17 protein-coding genes and 1 tRNA gene are annotated in these 17,481 nt (G+C 50.5%); 12 read left to right on the plus strand and 6 right to left on the minus strand.

Translation table 11 applies throughout. From position 1 onward, the window contains the following. Positions 1 to 57: 57 nt before the first annotated feature. From fabV to IDAT_RS09590, 4 genes are all read right to left on the minus strand, one after another. A complete protein-coding gene (gene fabV, locus IDAT_RS09575; protein WP_034733217.1) occupies positions 58 to 1,239 on the minus strand; it encodes an enoyl-ACP reductase FabV in 1,182 nt (393 codons plus the stop codon). Between the two features lie 67 nt (positions 1,240 to 1,306). Beyond that, positions 1,307 to 1,618: a BolA family protein gene (locus tag IDAT_RS09580; protein ID WP_034733219.1), complete on the minus strand. Its 312-nt coding sequence runs from the start codon at positions 1,616 to 1,618 to the stop codon at positions 1,307 to 1,309. 1 nt (position 1,619) lies between these two features. Continuing rightward, positions 1,620 to 2,096: a hypothetical protein gene (locus IDAT_RS09585; RefSeq protein ID WP_156099511.1), complete on the minus strand. Its 477-nt coding sequence runs from the start codon at positions 2,094 to 2,096 to the stop codon at positions 1,620 to 1,622. Positions 2,097 to 2,287: 191 nt separating this feature from the next. Then, positions 2,288 to 4,117 (minus strand): cation:proton antiporter, encoded by a 1,830-nt coding sequence (locus IDAT_RS09590; RefSeq protein ID WP_034733222.1) that lies wholly within the window; start codon positions 4,115 to 4,117, stop codon positions 2,288 to 2,290. A 191-nt stretch (positions 4,118 to 4,308) separates the two neighbouring features. Here IDAT_RS09590 and IDAT_RS09595 point away from each other — a divergent pair, with 191 nt between their 5' ends. Genes IDAT_RS09595 through IDAT_RS09605 form a run of 3 tightly spaced genes read left to right on the plus strand, consistent with a single transcriptional unit; the run spans position 4,309 to position 8,112 of the window. Further along, positions 4,309 to 5,337, plus strand: coding sequence for a Fe(3+) ABC transporter substrate-binding protein (locus tag IDAT_RS09595; RefSeq protein ID WP_244441635.1), 1,029 nt, complete (start codon positions 4,309 to 4,311; stop codon positions 5,335 to 5,337). An 11-nt stretch (positions 5,338 to 5,348) separates the two neighbouring features. Next, the gene (locus IDAT_RS09600; RefSeq protein ID WP_051986689.1) at positions 5,349 to 7,016 is read left to right on the plus strand and encodes an ABC transporter permease; all 1,668 of its coding nucleotides are present in this window, start codon (positions 5,349 to 5,351) and stop codon (positions 7,014 to 7,016) included. Beyond that, on the plus strand, positions 7,003 to 8,112 hold the full coding sequence (locus IDAT_RS09605) for an ABC transporter ATP-binding protein (RefSeq protein ID WP_211250601.1): 1,110 nt from the start codon (positions 7,003 to 7,005) through the stop codon (positions 8,110 to 8,112). Before IDAT_RS09600 ends, IDAT_RS09605 begins: the two co-directional genes overlap by 14 nt. On the opposite strand, the gene IDAT_RS09610 is transcribed toward IDAT_RS09605, so the two are convergent. Further along, on the minus strand, positions 8,089 to 9,045 hold the full coding sequence (locus IDAT_RS09610) for a CorA family divalent cation transporter (protein WP_034733226.1): 957 nt from the start codon (positions 9,043 to 9,045) through the stop codon (positions 8,089 to 8,091). The two genes, IDAT_RS09605 and IDAT_RS09610, sit on opposite strands and share 24 nt — an antisense overlap. 85 nt (positions 9,046 to 9,130) lie before the next feature. On the opposite strand from IDAT_RS09610, the gene IDAT_RS09615 reads away from it, so the two are divergent. From IDAT_RS09615 to IDAT_RS09640, 6 genes are all read left to right on the plus strand, one after another. Next, the gene (locus tag IDAT_RS09615) at positions 9,131 to 10,096 is read left to right on the plus strand and encodes a calcium/sodium antiporter (protein WP_034733228.1); all 966 of its coding nucleotides are present in this window, start codon (positions 9,131 to 9,133) and stop codon (positions 10,094 to 10,096) included. A gap of 3 nt (positions 10,097 to 10,099) precedes the next feature. Continuing rightward, positions 10,100 to 10,531, plus strand: coding sequence for a DUF3429 domain-containing protein (locus IDAT_RS13010; RefSeq protein WP_051986690.1), 432 nt, complete (start codon positions 10,100 to 10,102; stop codon positions 10,529 to 10,531). Positions 10,532 to 10,613: 82 nt separating this feature from the next. Beyond that, positions 10,614 to 10,838 (plus strand): bacterioferritin-associated ferredoxin, encoded by a 225-nt coding sequence (locus IDAT_RS09625; protein WP_034733230.1) that lies wholly within the window; start codon positions 10,614 to 10,616, stop codon positions 10,836 to 10,838. A 35-nt stretch (positions 10,839 to 10,873) separates the two neighbouring features. Then, a complete protein-coding gene (bfr, locus tag IDAT_RS09630) occupies positions 10,874 to 11,350 on the plus strand; it encodes a bacterioferritin (RefSeq protein ID WP_034733232.1) in 477 nt (158 codons plus the stop codon). Between the two features lies 1 nt (position 11,351). After that, positions 11,352 to 11,822, plus strand: a complete 471-nt coding sequence (bfr, locus tag IDAT_RS09635) for a bacterioferritin (RefSeq protein WP_034733235.1) — start codon at positions 11,352 to 11,354, stop codon at positions 11,820 to 11,822. Then, the gene (locus IDAT_RS09640) at positions 11,819 to 12,793 is read left to right on the plus strand and encodes a mechanosensitive ion channel family protein (RefSeq protein ID WP_051986691.1); all 975 of its coding nucleotides are present in this window, start codon (positions 11,819 to 11,821) and stop codon (positions 12,791 to 12,793) included. The genes bfr (IDAT_RS09635) and IDAT_RS09640 overlap by 4 nt, the downstream gene beginning before the upstream one ends. Positions 12,794 to 12,796: 3 nt before the next feature. Here the strand turns inward: IDAT_RS09640 and IDAT_RS09645 are convergent, their stop codons facing one another. Continuing rightward, positions 12,797 to 14,677: an acetate--CoA ligase gene (locus IDAT_RS09645; RefSeq protein WP_034733237.1), complete on the minus strand. Its 1,881-nt coding sequence runs from the start codon at positions 14,675 to 14,677 to the stop codon at positions 12,797 to 12,799. Between the two features lie 229 nt (positions 14,678 to 14,906). Between IDAT_RS09645 and IDAT_RS09650 the strand changes: the two genes are divergently transcribed. The 3 genes from IDAT_RS09650 (at position 14,907) to ggt (ending at position 17,473) form a co-directional block, all read left to right on the plus strand. Continuing rightward, positions 14,907 to 14,997 (plus strand) — tRNA-Ser (locus tag IDAT_RS09650). A gap of 351 nt (positions 14,998 to 15,348) precedes the next feature. Beyond that, complete coding sequence (locus IDAT_RS09655; protein ID WP_034733239.1) at positions 15,349 to 15,672, plus strand: c-type cytochrome; 324 nt, start codon at positions 15,349 to 15,351, stop codon at positions 15,670 to 15,672. Between the two features lie 100 nt (positions 15,673 to 15,772). Beyond that, positions 15,773 to 17,473: a gamma-glutamyltransferase gene (gene ggt, locus IDAT_RS09660; protein WP_034733241.1), complete on the plus strand. Its 1,701-nt coding sequence runs from the start codon at positions 15,773 to 15,775 to the stop codon at positions 17,471 to 17,473. The last annotated feature ends 8 nt before the right edge of the window (positions 17,474 to 17,481 follow it).

Consider the following 17,481-nt stretch of genomic DNA (forward strand, 5'->3'; position numbering starts at 1 on the left):
CGGCACAAAAATTGTGGATTTATGACAGTTCTTTTGGGGTAGTTTGCCCGTAAAACTTTACGACCAAGTTACCACCGGATCGACATCAGCTTCATAGTCGACACCGGCAAGTCCAAAGCCAAACAGCTTCAAGAAATCAGCGTGATATTCTTTGTAATCAGCCAACTCATGGAAGTTGTCTTGATTAACCTGATCCCATAAGGCTTTAACTTTGGCTTGAGTGGCATCATTGGTCTCTTTACCGTCCATGCGTAAGCGGCCATCTTCATCAAGCGTCGGCTCAGCTGCATAAAGACCTTCGGTAAACAGGCGATAGATTTGCTCGATACATCCTTCGTGCGTGCCCTCTTCTTTCATTACCCCGTAAATCAGCGAGATGTAGAGTGGCATTACTGGAATCGCCGAGCTGGCTTGAGTGACCAAGGCTTTCAACGATGACACATAAGCTTCAACATTAAGTGCGCTGTGGTCTTGACGAATCGCCGCCGCCGCACGGTCTAAGTCTTCTTTCGCTTTACCGATAGTCGCATGTCCATAAATCGGCCAAGTGAGTTCTTTACCGATGTAGGTGTACGCCGTCGTTTTCGCATTTGGTGCCAACACTCCGGCCGCATCGAGCGCTGATAGCCAACGTTCCCAGTCTTCACCACCCATAACTTTTACCGTATTGGCGATTTCTTCGTCATTAGCTGGTTCGAGGGTGATTTCCTTGACTTCATCTTTGTCAGTATCGTAGGTTTTCGTGGTATATGCCTGCCCTACTGGTTTCAAGGTTGAGCTATACACTTCACCCGTTTCTGGGTCCTTGCGCTTGGGCGATGCCAAACTATAAATCACCAAATCTACCTGACCTAAGTCAGCTTTAATTTGTGCAATCGTCTGCGCTTTAATTTCGTCAGAAAACGCGTCGCCATTGATACTATGAGCATACAAGCCCGCTTTGTTCGCCTCTTCATGGAACGCCGCGGTATTGTACCAACCGGCAGTGGCGGTTCGCTTTTCGGTCGGCTCTTTCTCAAAACACACGCCGATGGTTTGTGCGCCAGCGCCGAACGCCGCAGTGATGCGCGATGCAAGACCATAACCGGTCGAGCAACCAATCACCAAAACGCGCTTCGGTGCATTGTCTATTTTCGGCTGTTGCTGAATGTACTCGATTTGCTCACGCACATGCGCAGCACAGCCCACTGGATGTGCGTTGGTGCAAATGAAACCACGAATTTTGGGTTGAATAACCATTGCTGATCCCTGTTTTTCTCGATAATTACGTGCAGTTTAACCGACCCATGTCGGAAAACACATCTGATTAGTTTAGCTGGCTACCGCCACGACAAGCAGGTGATGCTGGTACCTTACCAAGCTCCTGCCACTCTTCTGGACTGTAGGTGTGCAAAGCGAGCGCATGAATGGGGCCTGCTAATAATTCGGCGACCACCTTATTTACGCTACGGTGGCGCTGCAGCAATCGTTGTCCAGCGAAGCTTTCACTGACTATAACTAACTTGAAATGGGAGTCGTCGGTCGGTGTGCCATGCATGTGGCTTTCGTTGATCACCTCGAGATGCGCGGGTTGTAAGGCTGCTGTTAGAAGTTCTGTCAATTGCTGCTGAGTACTCATCTCAATCCTCCGCCAAAGTATTATCCAGAGCACTAAAACAAATTGTGTCATCACGCCCCAAACGTGCAAGCGCATCAAATACTGAGGGCTCAGTCTCGCCATAGGGATAAGCGATGCGATAAAACTGTGAGCTCTGAGTCCCCCACTCTTGATACAGCAGTACCCCATGTTCGTGATACAAATTCGCCACTTGATTCAATCCCTCTGCTCGGTAGTCCGGAAATGCCGAAACTTCACCGGTCAGGCGCCAGCGATTTAAATCACCAGGCTCAGCTAACAGAGCGGTATTAACGCGATTGCGGCAAAAGCTAAGTTGCAAGGTTGCAGCGCTTACTTGCCAGTCGCGATTGGGCAACTGTAACAGGTCAATCTCAGCAATTAGCGCTGCAGCTGAGGCATCATCTGCTGGTTGTGGCGTGCAAGCGCTTAAGCTCGCACATGCGATAAGGGTCATGACAAAGTGTGAAGATCGAACCACCTGCGCAGCCTCGTAAACGTTGAGAGGAATAGTGCAGCATGATACCGAAGTTGGGGGAAGATGAAAGTGGGAACATCCGTGTCCCTGTGAAACGGTGTTGCTCCTTAACTCCGTTTCGTAATCCTGAAAACAATTTTAAACAGCATGTTTACAAATTGCAACCTTCATCACAACATTTTATAAACGTCCGTTTATTCTTTTTCTTTGTGTTGGTTAACTGATTGTTCTGCCGCAGTTTCTTCTGCGGTTACTAGGGCAATGATATGCCAGCCAGCCTTCGGCTCAAATTTATGATCGCTAGTAAAGACATGACAAAAACCACGATCATCGAGCGCAAACATAGGTGTCGCGCGGTTACCATAACGCTCTTGATAGTCGCGAAAAGTAAAGCTCTCGGTCAACGAGGTGGTTTTCATTTGCGCACCTTGAAACGCCAAACTCGCTAACTTTGAGAACGTCACGCCCTTGCCGAATAACTTCAAACGCGCGCGGTAACTTTCCGATAATTGATTACGCGCTGGCGCATCGTGCTCGTTGCTCGGTAAACCGAAGATTTTTTCACTATTGAACCAATCCATGAAATGCAGGGCGACAACGGGGTTTAGCTGCTTGTATGGCGACATAATCAAGACACGGCCGATACCGGTCAAATCCATATTATTTTCGGCATGTTCCGACGTCGGGTTACCAAAATACACGGGTAAATTTTCCATCCGTGCCTGTTTCACATTCTCCCAGTTGGTATCTGCCAATAGCACTGGCAAATCATGGTCTTTTAATGCTTTTGCTACCCGCCGCGCCATCACATTGGCACCAAAAATCAGAAAGCCGTGAGCGGGTGGTTCGCGCAGCTTTAATAAGTGCGCAAAAGGTTTCGCAGTAAGGCTTTGCAATACTACGGTACTCATGATCACGAGGAACACTAACGGCACTAGCAGTTCTGCTTCGGCCCAACCGTTTTGCTGAAGCTTAAGCGCAAATAATGCTGACACCGCTGCCGCCACTATCCCGCGTGGTGCTATCCAGGACAGCAAGGCTTTTTCTTTAAAATTCAACTGCGTACCGATGGCAGAAATCCAGACGCTCAACGGACGTACCACGAAGATAATAATCGCCAACAGCACCACTGCAGGCATTCCAAGTTGGCTAAACGTTTCGATATTGAGGCGGGCAGCCAAAATAATGAAGAGTCCAGAGATCAGCAATACACTCAAGGTTTCTTTGAACTCGAGGATATCGTCCAAATCCAAATTCTTGGTGTTGGCCATGACCATGCCCATCACCGTAACCGTGAGCAGTCCCGACTCATGTTGCAGCGCGTTCGATAGCGCAAACACACCAAGCACACACGCCAAGGTCGCGACATTATTTAAATAGTGGGGGAACCAACCTTTGGTAAGCGCAATACCTAACACTTTGCCCGCCGCATACCCCAAGGCAAAGCCGACGCCAATGGTAATCGCAAAAGCTTGCATGGCATGCGCCATACCGGCGCCTTGGCTCGCAATAATGAATTCATAGACGAGTACGGCTAGCAACGCACCGACGGGATCGATGATAATGCCTTCCCAGCGCAAAATATTGGCAATATTGGCTTTTGGCCGCACTGAACGTAGCATCGGCATGATCACCGTGGGTCCCGTAACCACCACGAGCGCACCGAACAACGCCGCCAGCTCCCAACCAAAGTCCAGCAACAGATAAGCCACGATTGAGATACTCACCCAGGTGACCAGCACGCCAATGCTGACAAGATTCGTGACCATTCGACCATGACCGCGAATCTCTTCCATTTTGAGCGTCAAACTGCCCTCAAAAAGAATGATGGCAACCGATAACGAAACTAACGGAAACAACACATCGCCAAACACCGCATCCGGGTCGAGCCAGCCAAGTCCTGGGCCGACCAACATCCCCACCAATAGCAGTGGCAAAATTGCTGGAATTTTTAATCGCCAAGCCGACCATTGACAGAAAATGGACAGCACGCCGATAAGCGCAAGTGCAGACATATTCGACATAAAATTTAATTCTCCCTGTCATGGCAACGACTTAGCATGGAGTCACCGATGAATAAGTTGTAAATCCAAGTTTACTTGCAAAAAATGACTCTCGAAAGAAATACCTACAATGGTTTGTTGATAATCATTCGCATTTGCGTACAATAACGGTATCAGATTTGCTTCATGCACCATTACGAGGGTAACAATTTATGCGATTACCGAAAATGCAAAAACTTCTTTCTTTGAGCGCAGTTGCGCTCGCCTGTTCTGCTACTTTAGCACAGGCTGCTACGCTTAACGTCTACTCGGCACGTAAAGAAGCTTTGATTAAACCAGTACTCGAACAGTTTACCGAGCAAACCGGCATCGAAGTACGCCTGCTCACTGGTAACGGGAATGCGCTGTTAGCGCGGCTCGAAAATGAAGGTGAGAACAGCCCTGCAGATCTGTTTTTAACTGTCGATGCTGGTAATTTGCATCGTGCTGCCGAAGCAGGAATCTTCCAACCCATTACCAACGATGAAGTACTCAAACAAGTGCCCAGCTATTTGCATGGTAGCGATAACTTGTGGATTGGCTTAAGTTTGCGCGCCCGGCCGATTTTTTATGCAAAAGATCGTGTCGACCCAACCACCCTTAAAGGTTATGAAAGCCTTGCCGACGCAGCTTGGGAAAATAAAGTCTGTATTCGTTCGTCAGACAACATTTACAATCAGTCGCTGACCGCAGCACTCATTGAGCATTGGGGCGAAGCGAAAACGGAAACTTGGGTGGAAGGTCTAGTCAGCAACTTTGCTCGGCCACCGGTCGGCGGTGACCGCGACCAAATTAAAGCAGTTGCAGCTGGTATTTGTGACGTCGCAGTCGCGAATACGTATTACTTTGGCTTAATGCAAACTTCCAGCGATGCTGAAGAACGTGCAGCCGCCGAGAAAGTCAGCATTTTCTGGCCAAATCAAGATGAGTTCGGCACTCACGTGAACGTATCTGGTATTGGCCTGACCCAGCATGCGAAAAACAAAGCCGAAGCTGAACAACTTATCGCCTTCTTATTGTCGCCAGAAGCACAAGCTTGGTATGCTGCCACCAACAACGAATACCCCGCTGTAACCGACGTTGAATGGAGCGAAACCTTGCAAGCTTGGGGTGAGTTTAAAATGGATGATCTCGAAATGCGTTATCTTGGCGAAAACAATGCCGATGCCGTGAAACTGATGAACCGCGCGGGCTGGCGTTGATTCCACAAAGAATGTCACAAAGCTGGCGCCAGTGGTCCTTGATAGCCTCAGCCATCGTGTTGGGGCTACCCTTGTTGGTGATTGTCTTGGCTTTGCTGAAGCTACCATTTGGCGGTGACTTCAGCACCCTATCTCACTTATGGCAAACGGTTATTCCTGAGTATGTCCAGCATTCCCTAACGCTCATGGTGGGGGTTGCCTTAGGAGTAATTTTGCTCGGTGTTAGCACCGCTTGGCTGACAACGAGCTGTCGCTTTCCCGGGCAAAAACTGTTGAGCTGGGCGTTGTTATTACCGCTCGCTATGCCCGCTTATATTACTGCCTACACTTATACCGGCATGCTTGATTTCAGCGGCCCAGTACAAAGCACTTTGCGCGATTGGTTTGATTGGGGCTATGGCGATTATTGGTTCCCACAAATTCGCAGTATTGGCGGTGCCATCGCCGTCTTAAGTTTAGTGCTTTATCCTTATGTTTATCTTATTGCGCGGGCAACCTTTTTACAGCAATCGGCGACCACCTTAGAAGCGGGCCGCAGTCTTGGTTTATCGCCGTGGCAATGCTTTTTGCGCATCGCCCTGCCGCTGGCGCGCCCAGCCATTGTTACCGGCACTACCCTCGCCCTAATGGAAACACTCGCCGATTACGGCACCGTGCAATACTTTGGCGTTACCACATTTACCACAGGTATTTTCCGCACTTGGTACGGCTTAGGCGACCTGAATGGTGCGTTGCAGCTTGCGGGGCTGCTATTAAGTGCGGTTATAGCGCTTATTTTACTGGAGCGTTGGTCGCGCAATAAAGCGCGTTACGATCAACGTAATCCACGCCCCGCTGCGGCATTCGAGCTGCGTGGCGGCAAAGCATGGTTAGCCAGTCTTGCTTGCTGGTTGCCGCTGCTATTTGGCTTTTTACTGCCAGCGTTACAGCTTACGGTATGGTCAGTTGAGCGTTGGCAGGTTTGGACTGACGCTGATTTCTGGGGCCTTGCTTGGAACAGCTTTAGTCTAGCTCTCATCGCTGCCATGCTGGTTGTTATTATCGCCCTATGGCTTGCCTATGGTCGCCGCCAATTGCCGGTACGCGCCGTGCGTATAAGTGTCGGTTTTGCCGGTTTAGGTTACGCGATCCCTGGCCTTGTCATCGCCGTAGGTCTACTAGTGTTGCTCACCGCAGTTGATCACGCAGTCATTGCCACCAGTAAGCAACTTTTCGATTGGAATCCGGGCTTACTATTATCCGGCACCCTTTTCGCGTTGTTGTTTGCATACACCGTTCGCTTCCTGAGCGTTGCTATTCAAACTTTGCAAGCAGGCTTAGCCGAAATTCGTCCGAGCATGGACGAGGCAGCGCGTATTCATGGCTATCGACCGTTCCAAGTATTGCGACACATTCATTTACCGCTGTTGCGACCCAGCGTCCTCACGGCCATTATTCTTGTCGGCGTTGATGTACTTAAAGAACTCCCGGCAACACTGGTGTTACGCCCGTTTGATTTCAATACGCTGGCGGTAAGAGCTTACGAAATGGCGGGCGATGAACGACTTGCCGACGCTGGACCACCGGCGCTGATGATGGTCCTAGTGGGATTATTACCGGTTATTCTGCTGTCTCGCGCTATGCTAAAATCGCAACAAAATGCTTTGAAGGAGCCTGATTTTGTCCCTGTTACAGCTTGATCACTTGCAAGTAAATATTGGTCAGCAAGCTATTGTGCGCGGTGTGACGGTCACCTTGCAAGCAGGCGAGATCGGCTGTCTACTCGGCCCCAGCGGCTGTGGCAAGACCACCTTATTGCGCGCCATAGCTGGCTTCCAACCTGTTGCCGCCGGCAGCATCAGCTTAGCGGGACAAACTGTCTCAACGCCTGCCTTTACCCAAGCGCCCGAGCGCCGTGGTATTGGCATGGTATTCCAAGACTTTGCTTTGTTTCCGCACCTGACAGTTGCGGAAAATATTAGCTTTGGCATGCGCCACGCAAGCACCCAAGAAAAACAACAACGCGTCGACGAACTCCTTAATCGCATCGGTCTGCCGGGGTATCAAAAACGTTATCCGCATGAGCTCTCCGGTGGTCAGCAACAACGCATCGCACTTGCCCGAGCACTCGCGCCAAAGCCACGCTTGTTGTTGCTTGACGAGCCCTTTTCGAGCCTAGACGCCGAATTGCGTGAGCGTTTAGCTGTAGAAGTTCGCGAATTGTTGAAACAAGAACAAATCACCGCCTTATTGGTGACGCATGATCAGCAAGAAGCGTTCGCTATGGCTGACAAAGCTGGAGTCATGTACCAAGGTGAGTTGCTGCAATGGGAAACTCCTTACCAACTGTATCATCAGCCACGCCATCAAATGGTCGCTGACTTCATTGGCCATGGCGTATTGCTGCAGGGCACGGTGACCGCGAGCGGCACTATGGCGTCACCCCTAGGCATGCTTGAGCATCCCAGTCTTACCAACGTTGAGGGCGGCACCCCGGTGAGCTTCTTAGTGCGCCCTGATGATTTGGTTCCTGACCCGGATTCGCGCTTGCGTGGGCGCATTAAAGCGCGCGGCTTCCGTGGCGCGCACAACCTCTACAGCGTGGAACTCAGCAGTGGCATTGAGATTTTGACCTTGAGTCCGTCGCATGAACAGATGGAAGTGGGCAGTGAAATCGGCCTGCGCCCTGATTTCGATCATTTGGTAGTTTTTGCCGCAGATCACTGCGAACTGCCAGGCTTTCAGAATACCGCGCCTGCGTTTCGCCCGGTGTTACCAAAAGCGCAATCGGCGTAGCAGCAAGAATTCAACCACAGCGATAATCGCTAACGCACCGCAGAAGATCCAGAAGGCGTCAGCATTTTCCACGCCCGGCATACCGCCAATATTGATGCCAAACACGCCCGTCAAAAAGCTGATCGGCAAGAACACCCCGGCAATCACCGACAACCAGTAGGTGTTACGGTTCATCTTCTCAGCGACTTCTTGTTGCAGGTGTTCACGCAGCATCCACACCTGCTCAAGCAGCATTTCCAAGGATTCCAGCTCGCGCTGAATTGCATCGCGCTCATTAACGAGCCATTGTACGTTCTCCGCATCGAGCCATTTGTGCGCTTCACTACCAAAGCGCTCGATAGCCGTTAGCTGTGGGCGTACAAACCGCGTCAACCGCAGCATACGGCGATGCAGCTCAGTCAACTTGCGTTGCCGCTCTGAAGTGGTGCCGATAGCGTCATCCTCAAGCTGCTCCATTTGCACTTCGATTTGATCGAGCAGCTCCTCCAGACGGTTGTTCATTTCTTCGATCAACATCACCAAGAAGTCTTGCAGCGACTCAGGCCCGTCTTGCTTCTGTAGGCGCTCACGAATCACTCCAACTGAGCGAATCGGGCGCTTTCGAAAGCTATAAATGTTGCCTTTGTAAAACAGCACCCGCAAACTCAGCATGTCCTCAGGACGCTCGCCCTCGGCCAAATTTACACCGCGCAAAATTAATAAAAATCCTTCGTTGGTGCGCTCAAACCGTGGTCTTGTATCCTCTTCGAGTACCGCGTCAATGAGTGGATCTGGAATACCCGATGCAGTGAGCCAATCAGCAATCCCCGGTAGATCGCGCTGAATGTGATACCAGCATTGCTGCCGGTCATGCAGCTCGGAGCTGATACTCAAGGCTGGATGCTGACTGAAGTCCCAGCTATCGATAATAAATTCTGGGCGTTGCTGTGACATAAATCTTCCTTTTGCTTAATTCCCAATTCATTTCATTTAACGTTACAATAGCGGACTCTGCAACTCTCTGAAGAAAAGGGATTCTATGCTGTTCGCTGTTTTTGCAGTCATTTTTGGGCTGGCACTGCTAGTTTGGAGCGCTGATCGCTTTGTCGATGGTGCCGCGTCAACGGCAAATCATTTAGGCATGCCGCCGTTGCTCATAGGTATGGTGATCATCGGTTTTGGTACCTCTGCACCAGAAATGGTGGTCTCAGCGCTAGCCTCAATGCAAGGCAACCCCGGCCTCGCGCTCGGTAACGCATTCGGTTCAAACATTACCAATATCGCTTTGGTACTTGGCCTTACCGCGGTGTTGGCACCGATTGCGGTAAGTAGCCAAGTGTTGAAGCGTGAAATGCCACTGCTGCTGGCGTTTACCTTACTCATGGCTTGGCCTCTCTATGACTTGGTCATCACTGAAATTGAAGCCTGGATTCTATTAGCGATGTTTTCGGCTTATATGGGCTGGAGCATCTATCAAGGTATGCGCGGCAAAGACGACGCACTTGCAGCTGAGTATGATGAAGAGATTCAAGCGCAAAAGATGTCACTCAAACAAGGTATCAGCTGGCTTATCGTTGGCTTAGTTTTGTTGGTGATCAGCTCGCGCATTCTGGTCTGGGGCGCAGTTGATATTGCCACAGCCCTCGGTGTCAGCGACTTAGTGATTGGTTTAACCGTAGTGGCCATAGGTACTTCGTTGCCGGAATTGGCGTCATCTATTGCCGCCGTGCGTAAAAACGAACACGATTTGGCCGTCGGCAATGTCATCGGTTCGAATATGTTTAATACCCTGGCGGTGGTCGGTATCGCTGGCGTGATTCATCCAATCGACCTCGATCCGCTGGTGCTCAGCCGTGACTGGCTAACCATGACGGTACTTACGTTCTTACTCGCGGTGTTTAGCTTCCGTTTGAATCGACCCACACGAGTGAACCGAATTCAGGGTATTGTGCTATTACTGTGTTACGCAGCTTATACCATTTACCTATTGCAAACAGGATTCTAAAGCATGCAACAAGCCGCTATTGATCGCGCACAAAAACTTGGTTATGCCGGTTTACTGCCCTTTTTGTTATTCACCATTGGGGCGCTGCTCGACGTTTATGCGGATCATGCATTACGATTATTTGTCATTTACAGCGCGCTCATAGTGAGCTTCTTGGGTGGCGTGCATTGGGGACTCGCAATCACACGTGACGACGCCCCGACACGCCAACTCAGTTGGAGCATGTTGCCGACCATTATCGCGGTAGTGTTATTTTTCGCTGGCGTCTGGGTGACGCCGCTCACTATGCTCAGCGTGCTAGCGTTAACACACCTGTTCTGGCTCAACTTCGAAAAACGCCACTTGCAGACGCACCCTTGGTACCTCGAACTTCGCGGTCGCTTAACCTTTACCGTCGTAGCGCTGCACGTCATTTTGATCATTATCTCGTTGTAGTGAGTTCCACTTACCCACAAAGACTGTTGCGAATCGTTCGCATTTGTATTACCATTCATAGGAATTCGTTAATGAGGTTCCTATGTACGTTTGTCTCTGCAAAGGCGTTACTGACAAAACCATTCGCAATGCGGTGCACGATGAAGGCATCAGTAGCATGCGTGAATTGCGCCAGCAATATGGCGTCGCGTCGCAGTGTGGCTGCTGCAAAAGTTGTGCGAAAGAAGTACTGAGCGAAGCAGTCAAAGAACGTAATCAACGCTTTTTAGAAGAAACCTTGTTGCCAACCACGGTGTGCTACACTTAAGCTAGGTTTATCAATACCTAGGTTAGGAGTAGTGCATGCAAGGCGAAGCCAAAGTTCTGCAAGAACTAAATCGAATTCTCACCCGCAAATTAACCGCGATTAACCAGTACTTTTTACATGCGCGCATGTACAAAAACTGGGGTTTTGAAGCGTTAAACCACACCATTTATAAAGCCTCCATTGAAGAAATGAAGCACGCCGATGACATCATCGAGCGGTTGTTATTCTTGGGCGGCCTGCCAAATCTACAAGACTTGGGCAAACTCTATATCGGTGAAGACCCACGTGAAATGCTAGAACTCGACCACAAAGTTCAACATGCCGATGTACTCGCTATTCGTGAAGCCATTGCCGTATGCGAAAAGCATCGCGATTACGTAACGCGCGATGAACTTGAAGAGATTCTTGAGCAACAAGAAGAGCATCTTGACTGGCTAGAGACACAACTCGAACTGATCAGTCACTTAGGTCTGAGCACCTACTTGCAAACCAAATTACACAAGGAGTCGTAACATGGCACTCGATTCTGCCGCTGTTGTTGAACAACTCAACCGCCTCTTGGCTTTTGAACTTACCTCAATCGACCAATACACCGCCCATTCGCGTCGTTACGAAGATATGGGGCTGGAAAAGCTTTATGAACGTATCAACCACGAAGTTGACGACGAGCGCGGACACGCTGACTTGTTGATTCGCCGCATGTTGTTCCTCGGGGGGCGTCCGCAAATGGATAACCGCGAAGCACACTCTATCGCGGACGACGTACCGACCATGCTGCGTAACGATCTTGAACTAGAGCGAAATAACGCAAAAACGTTGCGTGAAGTGATTAACTTTTGCGAAGAAGCTGGCGATTTTGTCACCCGCGACATGCTGGTTGGCATCCTCAAAGATACCGAAGAAGATCATGCGTATTGGTTGCGCCAGCAACTTGAATTGATCGACCGCTTAGGACTGGAGCTTTATTTACAGGCACAAATGTGAACGAGTTTTTAACCTCTCTAAAGCAGGCTTTCGAATGGTTGAATACCGAGCTATTCGCGGTTGGTGAAACTGCAATCACTTACGGCTCGGTGTTTCGCTTTATTGCGATCCTGTTTGTCGCATGGATCGTCTCGCGTTTACTGCAAAGCGTCATTCAGCGCTTCGCCAGTTATCGCCACACCCTTGCGCCATCGTCGGTCTATGCGCTTAAACGCATTACCCACTATGTGGTGCTCGTGGTCGGCGCATTGATTGCGGTCGCCTCGATTGGCATTGATCTAACCAAGTTTGCGATTTTTGCCAGTGCACTTGGTATTGGTGTGGGTTTTGGCTTACAAAACCTAATCAGCAACTTTACCGCTGGCATTATGTTGCTGTTCGAAAAAACCTTGAAAGTCGGCGATTTCGTCGAACTTGAATCTGGCGTCACCGGTGAAGTTAAAGAAATTAATATTCGCAGCACTATCATCACCACCAACGACAATATCGACATCATCGTGCCCAATTCAGAATTTGTCGCCGGTCGAGTGACGAATTGGACCATGCGCGATACCTATCGTCGCATTAAGGTGCCGTTTGGCGTTGCCTACGGTACCGACAAAGAAGTGGTGAAAAAGGCCGTACTGGAAGCCGCTGAGCGCGTTCCGCACACGCTTACGGACGGCACGCGGCGGCCACCGCAGGTCTGGCTGGTAGAGTTTGGCGAAAGTTCGCTGAACTTCGAATTAGTCGTGTGGCTCAAACCAGAAGCAGTAAACCGACCTAGCGCCGTGCAAGCTGCGTTTTTATGGGAAATTCACAGTTCACTGCTGGAATACAACATCGAGATTCCATTCCCACAACGCGATTTGCATATTCGTAGTTGGAGTGAAAATGGAGCAGTACGGATGGCACACGCTAAGCCCGCCAAGCCAGAATCTGCCCCAGCACCTGAGACACCTTCAAAAAACGATGCCGCAGAAGAGCTGTAACGCCTAGCGTTGCAGCTGCTCGCGCAATTCATCCACACAGTTCGGATCATCGATCGTCGAAGGAATCGCCAATTGCTGCTCACCATCAGCAAGTTGCCGTAACAAGCGCCGTAAGATTTTGCCTGATCGCGTTTTCGGTAAGCGCGGCACTACATACACTTGACGTAAACAAGCAACCGCACCAATCGAATCACGCACGCGCTGGACCAAGCGCTGCGACAATTCATCAGGGTCGACGTTGCTACCATCTTTGACAATTACAAGGCCCAAGGGTATCTGGCCCTTTAGTTCGTCGGCAACACCAATCACCGCACATTCAGCCACGGCTGGGTCCATGGCCAGAATTTCTTCCATTTCACCGGTCGACAGCCGGTGTCCGGCAACGTTAATCACATCATCGGTGCGGCCCATAATAAACACGTAGCCGTCGTCATCCTTGTAGCCGCCATCGCCGCTGCTGTAATAACCGGTAAACTCACTCAGATAGCCCTTGATAAAACGTGGCTCATCGCCCCAAATAGTAGTTAGACAGCCCGGCGGTAACGGTAACTTAATCGCGACAGCACCCTGCTCATTCGCCTCTACCTCACTGCCGTCTGGCGCGAGAATACGAATATCATAGCCGGGCACCGGTAACGTCGACGAGCCTGGCTTCACCGGGTATTCGGTGATACCGACCGGATTTGCACAAATCGGCCAACCTGACTCGGTTTGCCACCAATGGTCAAACACCGGCTTACCAGTGACCTCCTGCGTCCATTCAAGCGTCGGTGGGTCGAGTCGTTCACCGGCCATATAAATGCGCTCGAGCGAAGTTAACCGGTAGTTTTCCAAGAGTTTGGCTTCGGGATCTTCTTTCTTAATCGCACGAAACGCAGTCGGTGCCGAAAACAACACTTTAACTCGATAATCATCGCACATCCGCCAAAACGCACTTGCATCAGGCGTGCGCACCGGCTTGCCCTCGTACAAAATCGTGGTCGCGCCGCGTAGCAACGGACCGTACACGATATACGAGTGGCCGACCACCCATCCTACGTCTGAGGCTGTCAGCATTACGTCTCCAGCACCAACGCCATACACCGTGTCCATCGAGTAGTGCAGTGCCACGGCATAGCCGCCAGTATCACGCACCACGCCTTTGGGTTTCCCAGTGGTGCCAGATGTATACAAAATATACAGCGGGTCAGTCGCTTGCATGACCGTGCATTCAGCGGGTGTCACCTCGCTTACTGCACTTTGCCAATCGATATCACGTGGTGCCTGCAACTCGGCTTGGCATTGCTCGCGTTGCCATACAATCACGTTACCAGGTTTATGGTCTGCTTGCGCAATCGCGTCATCAACCATGGGCTTGTAAGGAATGACCCGATTCACCTCGATTCCGCACGATGCGGTAATGAGCAATTTCGGCTGCGCATCATCAATGCGCACAGCAAGCTCGTGCGGTGCAAAACCGCCAAATACCACCGAGTGCACGGCACCCAATCGCGCACAAGCCAGCATGGCAATCGCAGCTTGCGGAATCATTGGCATGTAGATGACCACGCGATCACCTTTTTTCACATGCTGTTTCTTCAGCAGACCAGCAAACTGCGCCACAGCGTCACGCAACTCTCGATAGCTGTAGGTTGCTTTGCAGTCCGCCACCGGCGAGTCGTAAATCAGCGCCGTTTGCTCACCACGCCCATCATCAACATGATAATCCAACGCACAGAATGCGAGATTCAACTGGCCGTCAGGAAACCATGCCGCAGTGCCATTACTCCGCAGCTCAAACCCTTGTTGCGGCTCTTGAAACCAATGCAGACGTTGTGCTTGCTGGAGCCAGAATTTTGCCGGTTGTTGGAGCGAAGATTCGTACTCATGTGGATAGGTGTTCATGCTGAAATTTCCTTGGCGTACTGCGATGTTGTTAACTTTAGCGCAACAACCGCAAATTCCTATTCGACTTGAGTCGTACAAGAGCGGTTACTCGTTAATCGTTAATCGTTAATCGTTAGGGGTGCACGTTGGAACCTCCCCCTAACGATTAACGATTAACGAATCACGGTTTTGGTGTTTATAGCCTTGTTTTTGACGGGCTGATGCCCTATCATTCCGCCCACTTTTAGGAGAGGTGTCCGAGTGGCTGAAGGAGCACGCCTGGAAAGTGTGTATACGGTAACCCCGTATCGAGGGTTCGAATCCCTCTCTCTCCGCCAGATACAAAAAGACCGCCCTTGTGGCGGTTTTTTTGTATGTGGTGGAGGGAGCGGCTTTGGTGAGAACTCTTGGGTTCGACAAAACGGCAGGATAGCCGTTTTGCACAGCGCAACGCGCTGCCCGTAGGGCGAGGGCCATGGATGGCCCGAGTGAATCCCTCGATCGAAGCCAGATACAAAAAGACCGCCCTTGTGGCGGTTTTTTTGTATGTGGCGGAGGGAGCGGCTTTGGTGAGAACTCTTTACGCCGACCTATATCAATCCAACCATTCAATTTTTACGTAAACATTGTACTAACTTCAGAATTGGCTAAGATACCAGTGATGAATTTTTCAGCGAGGAGTTGTAGCTATGTTACAGAAAGTAGTAGGTGGTTCGATTGTATTGGTTGGCTTGTTGTTCGCAGGTAATGTGCAAGCGAATGAAGAAGCTGAAAAACTGGCACAGCAAAATGCTTGTACTGCGTGTCATGGTATTGATAACAAGATTGTAGGTCCTGCTTATAAAGACGTTGCGGCCAAATATGCTGACGACGCCGACGCACTTGCGAAAGTAAAAGACTCAATCAAGAACGGTGGTAAAGGTAAATGGGGCGAGATTCCAATGCCTGCGCAACCACAATTATCTGATGAGCAAATTACCCTGCTCGCCGAGTGGATCTTAAGTCTGAAATAAGGCTGTTTATCGTTCAACGCTTGACGTTGGACGCGAATGCTACCCTCCTCGTCACGTCCTCGTTATAGTGGGGCACATCTAACGTGACGAGGAGATTTTCATGAAACCTTTCCTAGTATCTCTTACCTGCGCTGCAACGCTGTGTGTAAGCACTATGGCTGCGGCAGCAGATCGCATTACTGGCCATCATTTTGCCACCCGTTCGGAAGCCATGGCACCGAATGCGATGGCCGCTACCAGTCAACCGCTGGCGACCCAAGTCGCGCTCGATATCATGCAACAAGGCGGCAATGCCATTGACGCAGCGATTGCTGCGAACGCGGTGCTCGGCTTGGTCGAGCCAACCGGCAATGGTATTGGCGGCGATCTATTTGCCATTGTTTGGGACGCTGAAACAGAACAGCTTTATGGTTTGAATGCATCAGGACGCTCGCCACAGAGCCTGACACTGGATTACTTTAAGCAACGCGGACTCGACAAGATCCCAGCGCGCGGTGTGTTACCCCTCTCGGTACCTGGAACTGTAGATGGTTGGTTTGAGCTGCATGAAAAATTTGGCGCACTGCCGATGGCACAAGTGCTTGCTCCGGCCATTGAATATGCCCGTCAAGGATTCCCAGTCACTGAAGTGATAGCTTATTATTTCGAACGCAACGCCGCGGTGATTGGTGAGCAACCTGGTTTTGCCGAGGTGTTTCTAAAAGACGGCCAGCCACCGCAAAAAGGTGAGCGTTTCCGCAATCCTGACTTGGCTAACACTTTAGAAAAGATAGCTAACGAAGGTCGCGACGTTTTCTATCGCGGTGAGATTGCGCGCACCATTGATGCTTTTGTCGCAGAACATGGCGGTTTCTTAAGCTACGATGACCTAGCAAATCACACCTCGACCTGGGTCGAGCCGGTATCGACCAATTATCGCGGTTATGACCTTTGGGAACTCCCACCTAACACCCAAGGTATCGCAGCACAGCAAATTCTCAACATACTCGAGAACTATGATCTAGCCGCGATGGGCTTTGACAGCGCTGAGTACATTCATCATTTTGTTGAAGCGAAAAAGCTGGCCTTCGAAGACCGCGCCAAATACTACGCTGACCCAGAGTTTAGTGCTGCACCGGTGACTGGGCTGCTCGACAAAGATTATGCCAAGGAACGTGCCAAACTGATCGATCCAAATCGCGCCGGCAAAGCGTATGAACCAGGTAATCCGCCGACCGAAGGCGATACGATTTATCTGACGACCGCGGATCAGCAAGGCAACATGGTGTCACTGATTCAAAGTAATTACCGTGGCATGGGGTCTGGCATCACGCCAACGGGTTTAGGCTTCGTTATTCAGAATCGTGGTGAGTTGTTTGCTTTACAAGAAGGCCATGCGAACGTCTACGAACCCGGTAAACGGCCGTTCCATACCATTATTCCGGCATTTGTGACGAAAGATAGTAAGCCACTGATGAGCTACGGCGTGATGGGTGGCGCAACGCAACCGCAAATGCACGCGCAGATTCTGATCAATATGATCGATTTTGGCATGAATCTACAAGAAGCGGGTGACGCGCCACGCATTTTGCATACGGGTTCAAGTCAGCCGACTGGCGAAATCATGGCTGACGGTGGTGTGGTGAGCCTAGAGAACGGCTTCTCGGCGGCAACGCGACGCGAGTTAATCAAAATGGGACACACCCTGCAAGAGGCAGTAGGTCCGTACGGTGGTTACCAAGCGATTTGGAAGAACCACGAAGAAGATGTGTATTATGGTGCCTCGGAGAGTCGTAAAGACGGCCACGCGGCAGGATTTTAACTTGGAGG

The sequence above is a fragment of the Pseudidiomarina atlantica genome (assembly GCF_000753735.1).
Classification (GTDB): Bacteria; Pseudomonadota; Gammaproteobacteria; order Enterobacterales; family Alteromonadaceae; genus Pseudidiomarina; species Pseudidiomarina atlantica.